The sequence below is a fragment of the Ornithinimicrobium sediminis genome (assembly GCF_021272345.1).
Taxonomy (GTDB): domain Bacteria; phylum Actinomycetota; class Actinomycetes; order Actinomycetales; family Dermatophilaceae; genus Ornithinicoccus; species Ornithinicoccus sediminis_B.
Genome location: NZ_JAJSDQ010000006.1, coordinates 85798 through 102419 on the forward strand (window position 1 = coordinate 85798; position 16622 = coordinate 102419).

At 73.6% G+C, this 16622-nt stretch carries 18 protein-coding genes; 11 read left to right on the forward strand and 7 right to left on the reverse strand.

From position 1 onward, the window contains the following. Window positions 1–27: 27 nt before the first annotated feature. Genes LVO85_RS13570 through LVO85_RS13585 form a run of 4 tightly spaced genes read right to left on the reverse strand, consistent with a single transcriptional unit; the run spans window position 28 to window position 3953 of the window. Complete coding sequence (locus LVO85_RS13570; RefSeq protein ID WP_232748028.1) at window positions 28–1230, reverse strand: glycosyltransferase family 4 protein; 1203 nt, start codon at window positions 1228–1230, stop codon at window positions 28–30. After that, a complete protein-coding gene (locus tag LVO85_RS13575) occupies window positions 1227–2243 on the reverse strand; it encodes a Gfo/Idh/MocA family protein (RefSeq protein WP_232748029.1) in 1017 nt (338 codons plus the stop codon). Before LVO85_RS13575 ends, LVO85_RS13570 begins: the two co-directional genes overlap by 4 nt. Next, window positions 2243–3343, reverse strand: coding sequence for a DegT/DnrJ/EryC1/StrS family aminotransferase (locus tag LVO85_RS13580; RefSeq protein WP_232748127.1), 1101 nt, complete (start codon window positions 3341–3343; stop codon window positions 2243–2245). Before LVO85_RS13580 ends, LVO85_RS13575 begins: the two co-directional genes overlap by 1 nt. A 7-nt stretch (window positions 3344–3350) precedes the next feature. Beyond that, complete coding sequence (locus LVO85_RS13585) at window positions 3351–3953, reverse strand: acyltransferase (protein WP_232748030.1); 603 nt, start codon at window positions 3951–3953, stop codon at window positions 3351–3353. A gap of 38 nt (window positions 3954–3991) precedes the next feature. Between LVO85_RS13585 and LVO85_RS13590 the strand changes: the two genes are divergently transcribed. The 3 genes from LVO85_RS13590 (at window position 3992) to LVO85_RS13600 (ending at window position 6226) form a co-directional block, all read left to right on the forward strand. Next, window positions 3992–4675, forward strand: coding sequence for a glycosyltransferase family 2 protein (locus LVO85_RS13590; RefSeq protein ID WP_232748031.1), 684 nt, complete (start codon window positions 3992–3994; stop codon window positions 4673–4675). 12 nt (window positions 4676–4687) lie between these two features. Further along, window positions 4688–5065, forward strand: a complete 378-nt coding sequence (locus LVO85_RS13595; RefSeq protein WP_232748032.1) for a DUF2304 domain-containing protein — start codon at window positions 4688–4690, stop codon at window positions 5063–5065. Between the two features lie 114 nt (window positions 5066–5179). After that, the gene (locus LVO85_RS13600; protein ID WP_232748033.1) at window positions 5180–6226 is read left to right on the forward strand and encodes a zinc-binding dehydrogenase; all 1047 of its coding nucleotides are present in this window, start codon (window positions 5180–5182) and stop codon (window positions 6224–6226) included. Here the strand turns inward: LVO85_RS13600 and LVO85_RS13605 are convergent. Both LVO85_RS13605 and LVO85_RS13610 read right to left on the reverse strand, forming a co-directional pair. Continuing rightward, the gene (locus LVO85_RS13605) at window positions 6216–7019 is read right to left on the reverse strand and encodes an inositol monophosphatase family protein (protein WP_232748034.1); all 804 of its coding nucleotides are present in this window, start codon (window positions 7017–7019) and stop codon (window positions 6216–6218) included. The two genes, LVO85_RS13600 and LVO85_RS13605, sit on opposite strands and share 11 nt — an antisense overlap. Before the next feature lie 49 nt (window positions 7020–7068). Then, window positions 7069–7539 (reverse strand): hypothetical protein, encoded by a 471-nt coding sequence (locus LVO85_RS13610; RefSeq protein ID WP_232748035.1) that lies wholly within the window; start codon window positions 7537–7539, stop codon window positions 7069–7071. Window positions 7540–7672: 133 nt separating this feature from the next. Here LVO85_RS13610 and LVO85_RS13615 point away from each other — a divergent pair, with 133 nt between their 5' ends. The 8 genes from LVO85_RS13615 (at window position 7673) to LVO85_RS13650 (ending at window position 15720) form a co-directional block, all read left to right on the forward strand. Further along, on the forward strand, window positions 7673–8653 hold the full coding sequence (locus LVO85_RS13615; protein ID WP_232748036.1) for an aldo/keto reductase: 981 nt from the start codon (window positions 7673–7675) through the stop codon (window positions 8651–8653). Between the two features lie 355 nt (window positions 8654–9008). Next, window positions 9009–9821, forward strand: coding sequence for an ABC transporter ATP-binding protein (locus LVO85_RS13620; RefSeq protein WP_232748037.1), 813 nt, complete (start codon window positions 9009–9011; stop codon window positions 9819–9821). 89 nt (window positions 9822–9910) lie between these two features. Then, the gene (locus LVO85_RS13625; RefSeq protein ID WP_232748038.1) at window positions 9911–10939 is read left to right on the forward strand and encodes an aliphatic sulfonate ABC transporter substrate-binding protein; all 1029 of its coding nucleotides are present in this window, start codon (window positions 9911–9913) and stop codon (window positions 10937–10939) included. A gap of 39 nt (window positions 10940–10978) precedes the next feature. Beyond that, complete coding sequence (locus LVO85_RS13630; RefSeq protein ID WP_232748039.1) at window positions 10979–11857, forward strand: ABC transporter permease; 879 nt, start codon at window positions 10979–10981, stop codon at window positions 11855–11857. A gap of 2 nt (window positions 11858–11859) precedes the next feature. Further along, a complete protein-coding gene (locus tag LVO85_RS13635) occupies window positions 11860–13170 on the forward strand; it encodes an O-acetylhomoserine aminocarboxypropyltransferase/cysteine synthase family protein (protein ID WP_232748040.1) in 1311 nt (436 codons plus the stop codon). Beyond that, window positions 13167–13670, forward strand: a complete 504-nt coding sequence (locus LVO85_RS13640) for a CoA-binding protein (protein ID WP_232748041.1) — start codon at window positions 13167–13169, stop codon at window positions 13668–13670. Before LVO85_RS13635 ends, LVO85_RS13640 begins: the two co-directional genes overlap by 4 nt. A 189-nt stretch (window positions 13671–13859) precedes the next feature. Then, window positions 13860–14639 (forward strand): isocitrate lyase/PEP mutase family protein, encoded by a 780-nt coding sequence (locus LVO85_RS13645; RefSeq protein WP_232748042.1) that lies wholly within the window; start codon window positions 13860–13862, stop codon window positions 14637–14639. Window positions 14640–14859: 220 nt separating this feature from the next. Next, window positions 14860–15720, forward strand: coding sequence for a serine protein kinase RIO (locus LVO85_RS13650; protein ID WP_232748043.1), 861 nt, complete (start codon window positions 14860–14862; stop codon window positions 15718–15720). On the opposite strand, the gene LVO85_RS13655 is transcribed toward LVO85_RS13650, so the two are convergent. Next, window positions 15713–16621 (reverse strand): diacylglycerol/lipid kinase family protein, encoded by a 909-nt coding sequence (locus tag LVO85_RS13655; protein WP_232748044.1) that lies wholly within the window; start codon window positions 16619–16621, stop codon window positions 15713–15715. The genes LVO85_RS13650 and LVO85_RS13655 overlap by 8 nt on opposite strands. Window position 16622 lies beyond the last annotated feature (1 nt).

Genomic DNA, 16622 nt, shown 5'->3' on the forward strand with positions numbered 1-16622 from the left:
CCGTGTCCGCGACCGCGGAACGGGCGCTCAGCCGGGCCCCGTCGCTGCGCCCAGGACGACCTGCGCGGCAGCCCTGCCGGTGGCCCGCACGGAGCGGTGCTCCTGCACCCAGGCGACCCTGCGCCGCACGTCCTGCGGCACGCGGGGGGCGCGCAGCACCGCCACCATGGCGTCGGCCACGGCACCGACGTCGTAGGGCACGGCGTGACCCAGCCCCTGGGTGGTGAGGTCGGCGGCCGCCGGCCCCGGCCCGGCGTAGACCACGGGCGTGCCGCACGCCAGCGCAGCGATGACCTTGGTGGGGTAGGCGAAGTCGTAGCCGAGGCCCGGCCGGACGCTGACCAGCGCTCCCGCCGCTCCGCGGAGCCAGGCCGCTGCCTCGGTGGGCGGCACGAGCGGGCGCAGCTCCACGGCCCCGGCGGGGAGGTCGTCCGCCACCCGGCGCAGCGCGGACCAGGCGCTCCCCTGCCCGAGGAACACCAGCCGCGCCTCGGGCTCGTGCTCGACGACCCGGCGCATCGCCTCGGCGAAGACCTCGGCACCCTGCCACTCCGAGGCGGTGCCCGCATACACCAGGTATGCCGTGGCGCGCGGTGCCTCCTCGGCGACGGGCCCCTCCGGGGTGAAGGTGTCGGTGTCGATCCCGTTCGGCACCACGTGGACGCGCGTGCCGCCCAGGTCCCGCACCCGCTCGGCGACCCCCTCGGAGACGGCGACCACCTCGCGTGCCCCGCGGACGGCGAACCGCTCCAACGCCCGCAGCACCGCCACGACCGGTCCCGGCGCGCCGGTGGAGGCGCTGGCGTCGGACCAGACGTCGGCGGCGTAGTAGACGTACGGGGTGCGGCGCCGGAGGAGGACCCGCTGGGTCGCCAGGACGGCCCGCACCATCGCACCGGTGGTCGGCGGCGGCTCGACGACGACCACGTCGGCGCGGCGCATGCCCCAGAGGCGCAGCTTCAGGGGCACGTCGAAGCTGGCGTAGGGCAGGTAGCCACGCACGTAGCCCGTGGCGTCGCGCAGCACGGGCCAGCGACGCACCCGTGTGCCGGGGGCGTCGCGGGTGTCGTCGGCGGTGCTCCCCGGCGGCGGGGTCGTCGTGAGGACCTCGACCTCCGCGCCGCTGTCGACCAGTGCCCGCACGAGCGCGACCAGCCGGAACGTCGCAGCCGCCGACTCCGGCGCGAAGATGCGGGTGGCCAGCACCACGCGCCGGGCCGGTGGGCTCACAGGGTGATGGTGCGGTCGGTCCCTGCAGACTCCAGGATGGCCTCGACGACGGTGAGGGTGTGCACGCCCTCGTCCATGGACACCACCAGACCGGCTGCCTCGGGCCGGCCCCACAGCGCGTCCCGGAAGTTCTCCTGCTCCACCCGCAGCGGCTCGCGCTTGGCGATCGCGTACCGCACCGAGTCGCCCTCGGAGACGCCCCGGAACGCCGAGACCCGGTCCCAGTCCGAGGCCACGTCCCCGTTGGCCACGAACGTCAGGTCACCGGTCAGCGTGTCCGCGATGAACGACCCCTTCTCCCCGGTCGCCACCGTCTCGCGCACCTTGCGCGGCGAGAGCCAGTTCACGACGTGCGACACGATGATCCCGTTCGCCAGCCGCCCGGAGGCCACCACCATGTCCTCGTGCTCGCGCCCCGAACGGTGCGTCACCTGACCCGACACCACCGCATACGGCGACTGCGCGATCCACGCCGCCAGGTCGATGTCATGCGTGGCCAGGTCCTTCACCACCCCCACGTCCGCGATCCGCGCCGGGAACGGCCCCTGCCGCGACGTGGTGATCTGGTACACCTCCCCCAGCTCACCGGCCTCGATCCGCCGCCGCATCTCCAGCAACGCCGGGTTGCACCGCTCCACATACCCCACACACCCGACCAGACCCGCCTCGGCGAACGCCGCCGCGACCCGCCGCCCGGACTCCGCGGTCGCCGCGATCGGCTTCTCCACCATCGTGTGCACCCCCGCACCCGCCAACGCCAGCGCCACCTCCTCGTGCAGGTAGGTCGGCACCGCCACCATCGCCGCGTCGATCCCCGCCTCCACCAGCGCCGCCACGTCCGGCAGCACGTCCAGCCCGCGCGCGACCCCGTGCCGGTCGCCGTACGGGTCGGCCACCGCCACCAGGTCCAGCCCCTGCGTCTCCCGGATCACCCGCGCATGGTGACGCCCCATCGAGCCCAGCCCGACCAGCCCCATCCGCACCGGCACGTCCACCGGCAGCACCCCGCCCATCAGGCGCCTGCCTTCACGACCGCGTTCACAGCCGCCGCGACCCGCTCCAGGTCCGCCTGCGACAACGAGGGGTGCACCGGCAGCGAGATCACCTCGTCCGCCGCCCGCCGCGTCTGCGGCAGCTCCCGGTCCGGGGCGAACCTGGCCAACGACACCAGCTCGTGGTTCGGCACCGGGTAGTACACCCCGCACCCCACCTGGTGCTCCTCACGCAACGCCCGCATCACCTCGTCCCGCTCCGCCCCGCTCGCACCGGCCACCCGCACCGTGTACTGGTGGTACACATGCGTGCACCCCGGCCGCACCGGCGGGGTCACCACCCCCTCCAGGTGCGCGTCCAGCCACGCCGCGTTCTCCTGCCGCTGCCGGGTCCACCCCGCCAGCTTCCTCAGCTGCACCCGCCCGATCGCCGCATGGATGTCGGTCATCCGGTTGTTCAGCCCGATCACCTCGTTGGCGTACTGCTTCTCCATCCCCTGGTTCCGCAGCAGCCGCACCCCCCGCGCCAGCTCCTCGTCCGCACACGCCACCATCCCGCCCTCACCCGAGGTCATGTTCTTCGTCGGGTACAGGCTGAACATCGCAAACGTCCCGAACGACCCCACCGGCGCCCCGTGGTAGGCCGCACCATGCGCCTGCGCCGCGTCCTCGAAGACCTGCGCCCCCACCCGCTCGGCCACCTGCACCAGACCCTCCATCTCCGCCGGATGACCGTACAGATGCACCGGCATCACCCCCGCCGTACGCTCCGTCACCGCCTCCGCCACCGACACCGGGTCCAGGCTGAACGTGTCCGCCTCGATATCCGCGAACACCGGCGTCGCGCCCGTCAACGCCACCGAGTTCGCCGTCGCTGCGAACGTGAACGACGGCACGATCACCTCGTCCCCCGGACCGATCCCCGCCGCGATCAGCCCCAGGTGCGACCCCGACGTCCCCGAGTTCACCGCCACACACACCCGGCCCCCCACCAACGCCGCCGAGAACTCCTCCTCGAACGCCGCCACCTCCGGACCCTGCGCGATCATCCCCGACCGCATCACCCGGTCCACCGCCGCCCGCTCCTCCTCACCGATCACCGGCTTGGCCGCAGGAATCATGGCTCGTTCACTCACTGGGTGCCACCTGTCTGATCGTGTCGCCGTGGGGTTCGTATGTCGCGCCCGTCACCGGGCAGGTCCAGCCGCCGTCACCGGTCGCCTGCAGCGGGGTGCCGGCCTGTCCGACCCAGCCGACCTGGCGGGCCGGGACCCCGACGACCAGGGCGTGGTCGGGCACGTCGCGGGTCACGACCGCTCCGGCGGCCACCGTCGCCCAGGCCCCGATGCGCACCGGGGCGACGCAGACGGCCCGCGCGCCGACGGAGGCCCCGTGGCCGATCGTCACGCCCACCGCCTCCCAGTCGTCGGCCGACTTCAGGGAGCCGTCCGGGTTGATGGCCCGGGGGAAGGTGTCGTTGGTGAGGACGGCTGCCGGGCCGACGAAGACACCGTCGGCGAGCCGGGCGGGCTCGTACACGAGGGCGTAGTTCTGCACCTTGCAGTGGTCTCCCAGGTGCACACCGGTGCCCACGTAGGCGCCGCGTCCGATGACGCAGCCCTCCCCCAGCACCGCCCCCTCGCGCACCTGGGCCAGGTGCCACACCGAGCTGCCGTCGCCGACCTGGGCGTCCTCCGCCACGTCGGCGCTGTCCGCGATGCGTGTCGCCACTGCTCTCCTTCGGTGGTCGGGTGCGCCAGAATGCACCCATGACTGTATCGCCCCGGGCCGACGACGCCTGGTTGGTGATCCCCCTCTTCAACGAGGCCACGGTCATCAGGGAGGTCCTGGCCGGGGCGCTGCCCCACTTCCCGCACATCGTGTGCGTCGACGACGCCTCGACCGACGGCAGCGCCGAGGCGGCCGAGGAGGCCGGCGCCGTCGTCGTGCGGCATCCGTTCAACCTGGGCCAGGGCGCCGCGCTGCAGACGGGGGTGCGCTACGTCCTCGAGGCGACCGACGCGACCTACCTCGTCACGTTCGACGCCGACGGGCAGCACCGGGTCGAGGACGCGCTGGCCATGGTGGAGCGCGCCCGGCAGGATGACCTGGCCGTCGTCTTCGGCTCCCGGTTCCTGGACGAGCGCACCCGGCCCGGGCTGCTGAAGAAGGTGGTCCTCAAGACGGCCGTCTGGATCACCAACCAGCAGACCGGGATGCGCCTGTCCGACGCGCACAACGGCCTCAGGGTGGTCCGTCGCGACGCCGCCGAGGGCCTGGACCTCAGCCAGAACCGGATGGCGCACGCCACCGAGATCGTGCTGCAGCTCGGCCGGACCCGCCTGCCGTGGGCCGAGCACCCGGTGCACGTGCTCTACACCGACTACTCTCGGGCCAAGGGCCAGTCACTGATCAACTCGGTCAACATCCTGATCGACTCGATCCTGAAGTGAGGCGGTGAGCGCGTGCTGGACCAGCCCCTGATCAAGGTCATCCTGATCGCCGCCATCGTCGTCGTCACGGCGATGCTCACCCGCTCCACCACCGGGGCCCGGCACCAGGCGGTGCGCCGGCTGCTGCTCATCGGGTTCGTCGGCCTGGCGGTGGTGGCCGTGCTCTTCCCGGGCTTCCTGACCCGCGTCGCCCAGTTCGTGGGAGTGGGCCGCGGCGCCGACCTGCTCCTCTACACGCTCACCGTGACCTTCCTCGGCTACGTGGCCGCGAGCTACCGACGGCTGCGCCACATGGAGCAGCAGGTCACCACGCTGGCCCGCGAGCTCGCCCTGCGCTCGGCCGTGCACGCCCAAAGGGACCACCCACCGGGCGGCGACCTGGAGCCCTGAGCCTGCCTGACCTGGGAGGGGCCGGGACCTTCGGCCCTGTCCGCCGGGCGCCGCTGCTCCTAGCGTCGGAGGTGCACGTGGCCGACCGGCCGCCGCAGCATCAGGAGGACAACCATGAAGGCACTCGTCTACCACGGTCCCGGCCGCAAGAGCTGGGAGGAGGCTCCCGACCCGGAGCTGCAGGACCCCACCGACGCGATCGTCCGCATCGACACCACCACGATCTGCGGGACCGACCTGCACATCCTCAAGGGCGACGTGCCGGCGGTCACCCCCGGACGCATCCTCGGCCACGAGGCCGTGGGCACCGTCACCGCGCTCGGCGCCGAGGTCCAGGGGCTCGAGGTCGGTGACCGGGTCGTGATCCCGGCCATCACCAACTGCGGGACGTGTGACTACTGCACGCACGGTATGCCGGCGCACTGCCAGAGCGTCGGCGGCATCGGCTGGATCTTCGGCCACCTCATCAACGGTCTCCAGGCCGAGCAGGCACGCGTCCCCTTCGCCGGGACCAGCCTGGTCAAGGTGCCCGAGGGCATGACCGACGAGCAGGTGCTCTTCCTCACCGACATCCTGCCGACCGGTTACGAGATCGGGGTGCTCAACGGCGACGTCTCCGAGGGCGACATGGTCGCGGTCATCGGCGCCGGCCCGGTGGGGCTGGCGGCCATCATGACGGCGCGGCTGCAGGGCGCGGAGCGCATCGTGGCGGTCGACGGCGACCCCTTCCGGCTGGAGACGGCCCAGGCCTTCGGCGCCACCGACATCCTCTCCCCGGAGGGTGACGTGGCGGCCGAGCTGCTCGCCATGTCCGACGACGGTCTCGGGGTCGACGTCGCGATCGAGGCGGTCGGCATCCCGGCGACCCTGGAGACCTGCTTCCGGGCGATCCGGCCCGGTGGCACCATCGCCAACGTCGGGGTGCACGGCGCCGAGGTCACCCTGCCCATCCAGGACCTGTGGATCCAGAACATCACGCTGCGCACCGGCCTGGTCAACGGGACCACGATCACCGAGCTGCTGGAGGGGATCTCCTCCGGCCGGATCGCACCGGAGAAGTTCGCGACCCACCGCTTCGCGCTCGGCGACATCATGGAGGCCTACGAGGTGTTCGGCCACGCGGCCGACCACCAGGCCCTCAAGGTCGTCCTCAGCGCCTGAGCGACGGGGCGTCGTCGAGGTCGGCGAGTGCCTCGAGGACGCTCCGGTAGGTGTCCTCGTCGGCGGCGGCCACCAGACCGCGGGCGGGGACCTGCGGCGCATAGGCCGCGCCGTCGAAGGTGCCCAGGAAGCCCCCCGCCTCGGTGAGCAGCAGACCCCCCGGGGCGTGGTCCCACGGGTGGGTCCCGCCGTAGAGCACGGCGTCGGCGGCCCCCTCCACCACCTTGGGGTAGTCCACACCGCAGCAGACCCAGGTGAGCTCCAGCGGGCCGAGGCCCCCGGGGGCGCGGCCCAGCCACGCCCGCCGCGACGTCCGCACCCGCAGGTCCGCCACGACCCGGCCCGCCGGCTCGCGGGTGAGCGGGAGGCCGTTGCGCCGCACGCCGGCGCCTCGCTCGGCGACGTAGGCGGCCTCGTGCTGCGGCTGCCACACCCAGGCGCGGACCGTGCTGCCGGCGCGCACCTCCGCCACCATGACGGCGTGGTCGGGAGAGCCGTGGACGAAGTTCTTGGTGCCGTCGACCGGGTCGATCGTGAAGGCGTGGTCCGCGCGGCGGAACGCCGCGAGCAGCCCGGGGTCGGAGGCGTGCGCCTCCTCGCCCAGCATCACCGCGTCGGGGTAGGCCGCACGCAGGGCCTGGGTGAGCAGCACCTCCGCCTCGTGGTCGGCCACGGTGACGAGGTCGCCGGGGTTCTTCTCCGCGACCTGACCGGCGGTCAGGTCGCGGAAGCGCGGGGTGATGACGCGGTCGGCGACGTCCTGGATGAGGCTGAGCACGGCGAGGGTGTCCACGGCACCAGCCAACACCCTCCGTGGTGCCCCGGCCGAGCCGGGGCGGCCGTCAGCCCCAGACCGACTCCGCGCCGCTGTGCCCGGCCAGCACCGTGAGCACCAGGGTGGCCGCCGCCGCGGCCAGGGCCAGGACGACGACGACGACCCGCAGGGCCCTGCCCCGCAGCCACGGCCACCGCTGCGTCGTGACCGGCGCATACACGGCATACAGCAGGATGCTGGCTGCTCCGAGGACGAGGGAGGCGACCGCGGCGTAGAGCCCCCACGACCCGTGGGTCTCGACCGCGTCGCTGAGCAGCCCCGACTCCTCGTAGGTGGTGTAGAGGTCACCTCCCGACAGCCGGGCCGTCCAGCCGGTCAGCGCCGAGGCGACCCCCAGCACCGGCAGACCCCAGGCCAGCCAGGAGCGGAAGCGAGGCAGCAGCACGGCCGCAACGACCGCCAGCGCGTTGACGACCAGCAGGACGACCGCCCCGTGGACGACCAGCGGGTGCAGCGGCAGACCCAGCACATCAGGCATGGCAGTCCTCCCTGGGACGACGTGGACCGACCACGGTAGCCCTCCCACCTGGGAGGTCTCGGCCGGCCGCGAGCAGCCGGCGGAGCGCACGAGCCCCCGGATAGGCTGCTGCCCGACGACCACGGAGGTGCTCATGGCCCAGCCCCTGACCCGCAGACCGCTGGGCGACACCGGCCTGTCGGTGACCGCCGTCGGCATCGGCACGGCGGCACTGGGCCGCCCTGGCTACCTCAACCTGGGCCACGCCCGTGACCTGCCGGACCTCAGCCCCGACGGCATGCGGGAGCACACCTGGAGCGTGCTCGACGTGGCCTACGCCGCCGGGGTACGGCACGTGGACGCGGCCCGCTCCTACGGCCGGGCCGAGGAGTTCGTCGCCGGCTGGCTGGACGCCAGGGGTCACGCCGACGTGGTGGTGACCTCGAAGTGGGGGTACACCTACGTCGCCGGCTGGCGCACGGACGTGGAGGTCCACGAGGTGAAGGACCACACCGCGGCGACCCTGCGCCGGCAGCTGGCCGAGACCCGGGCGCTCCTCGGCGGCCGGCTCGCGGCATACCAGGTCCACTCCGCGACGCTGGAGTCCGGTGTGCTGGAGGACACCGAGGTGCTGGCGGCGCTGACCGCGCTCGCGGACGAGGGTGTGGTCGTGGGTCTGTCCACGTCCGGGCCCGCGCAGGGCGAGGTGGTCCACCGCGCGCTGGACCTCGCTGCCGACGGCAGCGCCCCGTTCCGCACCGTGCAGGCGACGTGGAACCCGCTGGAGCCCTCGGCCGGGCCGGCCCTGCAGCGGGCCGCCGACGCCGGCTGGGGCGTGATGGTCAAGGAGGGCGTCGCCAACGGCAGGCTCACCGACCGCGGGGACGCGCCGGCCCCGCTGCGCGCGCTGGCCGGTGCCCTCGGCACCGGCCTGGACGCGCTGGCCCTGGCCGTCGCGCTGGCACAGCCGTTCACCTCCGTGGTGCTCTCCGGGGCCGGCACGGTGGAGCAGCTCCGGGACAACCTGCGCGCCCTCGAGCTGGAGCTCGACGGTGCGACCGTGGCTGCCGCCCTCGCGCACGCCGAGGATCCTGCGGCGTACTGGTCGACACGCTCAGAACTGCCGTGGACCTGACGGGTCCCACGGGAGGAGCCACGGACTTTGTGCAGATCCTGCCGTTCCAGGCCTGATTCGTTTGCTTGCGCCGAGGATCCTTCGCTACTGTTGCGCGCATCGCACCGCCCGGCAGACGACACGGAAAGGGGTGGCAGCAGCGATGAGCACCGCACTCCCCCTCCGTGCCCTGCCCGGGCCCGGGTCCTCCTGCATGTGTATGCCGGGCGCTGGCGCCTGACGGGTCACGACCAGCCCTCGTGACCGTGCCCCGACCGGGGCCGCGGGCAGCCAGCGCCGAGATCCGCACCGGATCTGCCCCCGGCCACCGCCGACTGCACACCCAGCTGCGGCCGACACCCCGCGAGGACGTCACATGGCACTGCCCATCACCGCCACCCGGCTCGCCGCCCCGGCGCCGGTGCACCTGAGGTCCGTCAGCCGGTCCTTCCCCACCCCCGCCGGTGAGCACCCCGTGCTCACCGGGGTCGACCTCGAGATCGCCGCCGGCGAGATCCTCGCCCTGATCGGAGCCTCCGGCTGCGGCAAGTCGACCTTGCTGCGCCAGATCTGCGGTCTGGACAGCGCCGACTCAGGAGAGATCGTGATCGCCGACGCCCCGGTGCGCGGCATCGACCCGCGCTGCGCCGTCGCCTTCCAGGAGCCGCGGCTGCTGCCCTGGCGCACGGTCCGCGACAACGTCCGGCTCGGGCTGCCGCGCGGCACCACCGGGCAGGACGGGGACGAGCGCGTCACCGAGCTGCTGCGCCTGGTCGGTCTCTCCGAGTCCGCGGACCACCGCCCGCGCCAGGTCTCCGGCGGGATGGCCCAGCGGGTCTCGCTCGCCCGGGCCCTGGCCCGCAACCCCGCCGTCCTCCTGCTCGACGAGCCGTTCGGCGCGCTGGACGCCCTCACCCGGCTGCGGATGCAGGACCTCCTGCTGGAGGTCCACGCCGCCGAGCCGACGACGGTGGTCCTGGTGACCCACGACGTCGAGGAGTCGCTCTACCTGGCCGACCGGGTGGCGCTGCTCGGAGCCCGGCAGGACCGCCCCGGAGCCCACGTGCAGTCCCTCATCACCGTCCCCGGGCAGCGGCCCCGCGACCGTGGCGACGCCGAGCTCGCCGCGCTGCGCGCCGACCTGCTCGAGGGTCTCGGCGTCCCGAGCCACCACCCCTCCTCCCGCTGAGCCGCGGCTCAGCCGCACGCCCACGGAGCCGCACCACACCGTCCACGTCCACCACGCTTCCCCACCACGTCACCCACGAAGGAACACCCATGTCTCTGCGCACCCTGACCACCGTCCTGGCCCCCACGCTGAGCCTCGCCCTGCTCGCCGGCTGCGTCCAGGGCGAGGACGCCACCCCCGAGGCAGCTGCCGCCGAGGGCGGCTGGAGCGACTCCGAGCTCAACGTCGACTTCGCCACCTACAACCCGCTGTCCCTCATCGTCAGGGAGCAGGGCTGGCTCGAGGCCGAGCTGGGCGACGACGTGTCGGTCACCTGGGTCCAGTCGGCCGGCTCCAACAAGGCCAACGAGGCGCTGCGCGCCGGAGCGGTCGACGTGGGGTCCACCGCCGGCTCGGCGGCCCTGCTCGCCCGGGCCAACGGCGCCCCCATCAAGACCGTGCTGCTCTACTCCCAGCCCGAGTGGTCGGCCCTCGTGGCGCCGGAGGGCTCGGGGATCGACGAGGTCGCCGACCTGGAGGGCCGGTCGGTCGCCGCCACCAAGGGCACCGACCCCTACTTCTTCCTGCTGCAGTCCCTCGCCACCGCCGGGCTGACCCTCGAGGACATCGAGGTGCAGAACCTGCAGCACGCCGACGGCAAGACGGCGCTGGAGAACGGCAGCGTGGACGCGTGGGCGGGGCTCGACCCGCTCATGGCCTCCAGCGAGCAGGACAACGGCTCGGTCCTCTTCTACCGCAACATCGACTTCAACACCTACGGCTTCCTCAACGCCACCGAGCAGTTCCTCACCGAGAGCCCTGACCTGGCCCAGCTGGTCGTCGACGCCTACGAGAAGGCCCGCGTGTGGGCGGCGGAGAACCCCGAGGAGACGGTGCAGATCCTCGCCGACGTCTCGGGCATCGAGCCCTCCATCGCCGAGGCGGTGCTGCTGGAGCGCACGGTGCTGGACCTCGACCCCGCACCGGGGCAGCAGCAGGCCGACGTGCTCGAGGTGGTCGGCCCGATCTTCGTCGAGTCCGGCGACGTGAGCAGCCAGGACCAGGTCGACGAGGCGCTGGAGGGCCTGTTCGACACCACCCTCGTCGAGGCCGCCGACCCCGAGCGGCTCGCCCGCTGACCCCACTGCCCCGTCGACCGCCACGTCCGAGGAGCCACCATGACCGCACCGACCAGGACCCGGCACCTGTCCGCCGAGACCGACACCCCGTCCGTCGACGGGCCGTCCGCACCACCGGGTGCCGGCGGGGCCGGCGCGCCCCGCCGGCGGCCACCGGCGCTGAGCCGCACCTGGGTGGTGGCCCTGCTCGGGCTCCTCGTCCCCGCGGCGCTGCTGGCGGCCTGGCAGTGGGCCAGCACGGTCGGTGGGGTCTTCGAGGTCTACGAGCTGCCACCACCAGGCTGGGTCTGGGCGGCCGGGCTCGAGCTCGTGGAGCGGGGCGAGCTGTGGACGCACGTCGCCATCAGCACCCAGCGGGTGCTGCTGGGCTTCGCGGCCGGGGCCCTGCTCGGTCTGGCCCTCGGCGCCGTCGTGGGGCTGTCCCGCCTGTCCTCGGTGCTGCTCTCCCCCACCGTGGGGGCCATCCGGGCCGTGCCCTCCCTGGCGTGGATCCCGCTGCTGCTGGTGTGGCTCAAGATCGGCGAGGACTCCAAGGTCACCCTCATCGCCATCGGCGCCTTCTTCCCCGTCTACACCACCGTGTCGGCGGCCCTGCGCCACGTCGACCCCCACCTGGTCGAGGCCGGCCGTGCCTTCGGCCTGCGGTGCGCCGAGCTGTTCCGCACGGTGCAGCTGCCCGCGGTGCTGCCCTCGGTCGTCTCCGGGCTGCGCCTCGCGCTGGCGCAGTCGTGGCTGTTCCTGGTCGCGGCCGAGCTGGCCGGGGCCTCGATGGGTCTGGGCTTCCTGCTGACAGACTCCCAGAACAACGGTCGCATCGACCGGGTCGTCCTGGCCATCGTCCTGCTGGCGGTGCTGGGCAAGCTGACCGACGCGTTGATCGGGCTGGCCGAGAAGCACCTGCTGAGGAGGTGGGCGTAACCGTGACCGAACGAGCCTTCGGCTTCCGCACCCGTGCCCTGCACGCCGGCGGTGTGCCCGACCCGACCACCGGCGCGCGGGCGGTGCCCGTCTACCAGACGACGAGCTTCGTCTTCTCCGACACCACCGACGCGGCCAACCTCTTCGCCCTGCAGAAGTACGGCAACATCTACTCCCGCATCGGCAACCCGACCGTGGCCGCGCTCGAGGAGCGCCTCGCCTCGCTCGAGGGCGGCCTGGGCGCCGTCGCGACGGCCTCCGGCATGTCGGCGGAGTTCGTCACCTTCGCCGCGCTGGCCGGTGCCGGCGACCACATCGTGGCCGCCGCCTCGCTCTACGGGGGCACCGTCACCCAGCTCGACGTCACCCTGCGCCGGTTCGGGGTCGAGACGACGTTCGTGCCCGGCACCGAGCCGGCCGACTACGCCGCAGCCGTCACCGACCGCACCAAGGCGGTCTACGCGGAGGTCGTCGCCAACCCCTCCGGGGAGGTCACCGACATCGCCGCGCTGGCCGAGGTCGCGCACGCCCACGGCATACCGCTGGTCATCGACGCGACCCTCGCCACGCCCTACCTCGTCCGTCCGATCGAGCACGGCGCCGACATCGTGATCCACTCGCTCACCAAGTTCATCGGCGGGCACGGCACCACCCTCGGGGGCGTCGTCGTCGAGTCCGGCCGGTTCGACTGGGGCAGCGGACGCTTCCCGACCATGACCGAGCCGGTCCCGTCCTACGGGGGCGTCTCCTGGTGGGAGAACTTCGGCGAGTACGGCTTCCTCACCAAGCTGCGCACCGAGCAGCTGCGGGACATCGGCCCGGCCCTGTCCCCCACGGCGGCGTTCCAGCTGCTGCAGGGTGTCGAGACGCTGCCGCAGCGGATGGACGCCCACGTGGCCAACGCCCGTGAGGTCGCAGCCTGGCTGGAGGCCGACCCGCGCATCGGCTACGTCACCTACGCCGGCCTGCCCTCCCACCCGCACCACGACCGGGCCCGGCGCTACCTGCCGCTGGGCCCCGGGGCCGTCTTCGCCTTCGGCGTGGGTGCCGCCGCCGGGCAGGACGGCCGGGACGCGGGACGGCGCTTCATCGAGTCCGTGCAGCTCGCGAGCCACCTGGCGAACGTCGGCGACGCCCGCACCCTGGTGATCCACCCGGCCTCGACCACCCACCAGCAGCTCTCCGACGACCAGCTCGCCGCGGCCGGCGTGGCGGAGGACCTGGTGCGCATCTCGGTCGGCCTCGAGGACGTGGCCGACATCATCTGGGACCTGGACCAGGCCCTGACCGCAGCGACAGGAGCCACCCGATGAGCGCACCGCCCCGCAGCTGGACCGGCCCGGGTGCGCAGGAGCGGCTGGCGATCCTGCGACGCACCCGGTCGGTCGCCGTCGTCGGCGCCTCGGCCAACGCCTCCCGGGCGAGCTACTTCGTCACCACCTACCTGCTGTCGAGCTCGGACTACCGGGTCTACCTCGTCAACCCGCGTGCCTCCGAGATCCTCGGGCAGCCGGTCTACCCGAGCCTGGACGCGCTGCCCGAGAAGCCCGACCTCGTGGACGTCTTCCGCCGGCACGACGACCTGCCCGAGGTGCTGGAGGAGACCCTCGACGTCGGTGCCGCGACGCTGTGGCTCCAGCTCGGCTCGTGGCACGAGGACGTCGCCAGGCGAGGTGAGGAGCAGGGACTGTCCGTGGTCATGGACCGCTGCGTCAAGATCGAGCACGCACGCTTCGACGGGGGCCTGCACCTGGCCGGCTTCGACACCGGGGTGATCACCTCGCGCCGCGACTCCGGGGTCCGTCCCCGCTGACGGCGAGGTCCCTGCCTCGCGCGGGCATGGCCCAGTGCCTAGACCTGCACCGGCCCCGGGCGTCGGGGGTGACACCTCCACGCACGCGGCGGTGCGTGCCACCGGGGCCGTGCACGCAGCGTGGCGGGGAGTCCGGGCTCCCGGCCCGGCGGCGGGAATCCGGCCCAGGCCTGCTGTGTTGTGCGTCACATGACAACGACCCCGGTCCTGGCGCGCATCCTTCTCGACCTGCACCGCGCGCCCGAGCTGCTCACCCTGGTCAACGTCTGGGACGCGGTGAGCGCCAGGGTCGTGGCGGACACCCCGGGCACGACGGCCCTGGCCACCGCCAGCCACTCCGTCGCCGCCACCCTGGGCTATCCGGACGGCGAGCAGATCCCGCTCGACCTCATGCTGGATATGGTCCGGCGCGTCGTCGCCGCCACCGACCTGCCTGTCACCGCCGACCTCGAGGGCGGGTACGGGAACGCCGCGGAGACCGTGCGCCGGGCCATCGACGTCGGGGTCGTCGGTGCCAACGTCGAGGACCAGATGAAGCCGGTCGCCGCGGCGGCGGCCCAGGTGGAGGCCGTCATGCGCGCCGCCGGCGACGCCGGTCTTCCCGACTTCGTGCTCAACGCCCGCACCGATGTGGTCCTGCGCGCCGGGGACCGGCCGGCAGCCGCGGTGCTGGCCGACGCCGTGGAACGCGGACGTGCCTACCTCGACGCCGGCGCTCCCGTGGTGTTCGTGCCCGGACCGCTCACCGAGGAGCAGATCGGGACGCTGGTCGAGGCACTCGGACCTCAGCGGCTGTCGGTCATCGGCTTTCCGACCGTGCCACCCCCCGCTCGGCTGCAGGCGCTCGGTGTGGCCCGTATCTCCTACGGCCCCGTCCCGCAGCGGGCGGCGCTCACGGCCCTCCAGCGGTTCGCCGCGGACGTGCTGGCGGGCGGGACTCCGCCCACCGACCTGCGATCCCTCAACTGAGCCTGCCGCTGCCACCACAGCGGGCACGGCGGGGCAGGCCCAGGAGGCGGAAAACCCGTTGCATACCCGCCGCGGCACGCGCCACCCTGGGGCGAGCAGCGGCACACGGCCGGTGCAGGAGCGGCCGGCAGGCTGCCCGGAGCGGAAGGAGGACGTGCGATGGACGCGACCGACAGCGGTATGACGCCACTCCTTCCCTTCTCCTCCAGGAGCACCTCCGTTGACCCAGCACCCCACCGGCGCGGCTGACCTCGACCCGCGCTTCGTCTTCGACTACACACCGCTCGACCTCCCCGAGGCCGGCACCCCCGACCGGCGACCGACGACCTACTGGGAGGTCGTGCGCGGCAACCGCGGCCCCGCCCCCGTCCCCGACTGGGTCGTGACCGACGCCGGCGCCGTCGACACCGACCTCGGTGTCCTCAAGACCGGCAAGGAGGCCGACGTCGTCCTCGTGGAGCGAGCGGCCACCGACGGCAGCGGTCACACCGCCCTCATGGCCGCCAAGCGCTACCGCAGCGAGCAGCACCGCAGCTTCCACCGGGCGGCCGTCTACACCGAGGGGCGCCGCACCCGGCGCAGCCGCGACGCCCGGGCGCTGGAGCGCAAGTCGGCCTACGGCCGCCGGGTCGCGACCGGGCAGTGGGCCCACGCCGAGTGGGACGCCCTCAAGCGCTACTGGTCGCTGGGGCTACCGGTGCCCTACCCGGTGCAGCTGCGGGGCAGCGAGATCCTCATGGAGTTCGTCGGCGAGGCCTCGGGGGCCGCGGCCCCCCGCCTGGCCGAGATGCGGCCGGGACCTGAGCGCCTCGAGGGCTACTACACCCAGCTGGCCCGGGTGGTGGTGACCCTCGCCGGGCACGGTGTCGCGCACGGCGACCTCTCGGCCTACAACGTGCTGGCCGAGGGCGACGACATCGTCGTCATCGACCTGCCCCAGGTCGTCGACCTGGTCGCCAACCCCCAGGGCCTGGCCTTCCTGCACCGCGACTGCGTCAACGTGTGCGCCTGGTTCCGCAGCCGGGGGCTCGACGTCGATGGGGAGGCGCTGTTCGCCGAGGCCGTCGCCGAGCTCACCTGAGGGTGCGCACGACCAGGGCGGCCGGCCGCACGACCGCATCGAGCGCCGTCACGCCGGCGAACGGGTCGCCGTCGACCTGAGCCGTGAGCGGCACCGCGCTGGTGACCCTCACCCGGACGGCCGTGCGCGAGGTGTGCCCCGGCACGTCCCGGCGCAGGCCGAGCACCGCCTTGAGGACGACCGGTGCCCACTGCCCGACGTGCCGTGGCGCCAGGAGTGCGACGTCCAGGCGGCCGTCGTCGGGGCGTGCCCCCGGGAGCACCTGGATGCCGAGCGGGATGCGGGCACAGCTGCCGACCAGCACCGACCAGACGTCGTGCGCCCGCAGCGGCCCGCCGTCGAGGCTCACCTGCACCGGCACGAGCGGCTCACCCAGGCGCCACAGGCCCGGCACGAGATAGGCCGGCCAGCCCACCGTCCGCTTCAGGCCCGGACACACGGCCGCCACCGTCGCGCCGTCCTGGCCCAGACCCGCGACGACCAGGGACGTGGTGCTCACCTCGCCGGCACCGGCACGGGTGAGCCGCACCGCGACGAGGTCCAGCGGGCGGTCGGCACCGGTCAGCGCGGCGGAGACCGCTGCGTCCACCGAGCGCAGCGGGATCCGCAGGTTGCGGGCCAGCAGGTTGGCGGTGCCCAGCGGCACCACCGCCAGGGGCACCCCGGTGTCCGCCAGCGCCTCGGCCGCCTCCCGCACCGTGCCGTCCCCACCGACGGCCACGACCACGTCGGCGCCTGCGGCCAGGGCCTGCCGCGTCTGGGCCCTGCCCGGCTCGGCCGGTGTCGTCGACCAGGCGAGCGGCTCGTCCCAGCCGTGCTCACGGCATACGGCACGGACCCGGCGCAGCGCCCGCCGCCGAGGGTCACGGACCGGGTTGGTGACGACCGCGACCCGCGTCACG